The sequence below is a fragment of the Flavobacterium sp. EDS genome (genome assembly GCF_020991525.1).
GTDB lineage: Bacteria > Bacteroidota > Bacteroidia > Flavobacteriales > Flavobacteriaceae > Flavobacterium.
In genome coordinates this window covers 1-361 of record NZ_JAJMOZ010000061.1, presented here as the reverse complement: position 1 = coordinate 361, position 361 = coordinate 1, and the positions used below count along the sequence as shown (strand labels likewise).

At 42.9% G+C, this 361-nt stretch carries 1 pseudogene; it reads left to right on the top strand.

The annotated features are described in order from the left end of the window. Positions 1–361 (top strand): annotated as a pseudogene (locus LPB87_RS20680) (gliding motility-associated C-terminal domain-containing protein); the annotation flags it as partial.

Sequence of the window (361 nt, the reverse complement as noted above, 5' to 3'; positions counted from 1 at the left end):
TAGTTGTAACAATAAGTGTTACCGATCCAGCTAAACCAACAACGAACGATGCTACCCAAGCTTTCTGTTTGGCAAATAGCCCAACAGTGGCGAGTCTTCAGGTAAATGAAACAGGAGTGGTTTGGTATAGTTCACTAGTAAGTGTAACCCCATTAGATCCAACCACAGCTTTGGCTAATGGAGAATACTATGGAGCAATCCTAGATCCAGCAACTGGTTGTGTAAGTTCAGTAAGATTAGTAGTAACCGTAACAGTAACAGATCCAGCTAAACCGACAACGAACGATGATACTCAAGATTTCTGTTTGGCAAATAGCCCAACAGTGGCGAGTCTTCAGGTAAACGAGACAGGAGTGGTTTG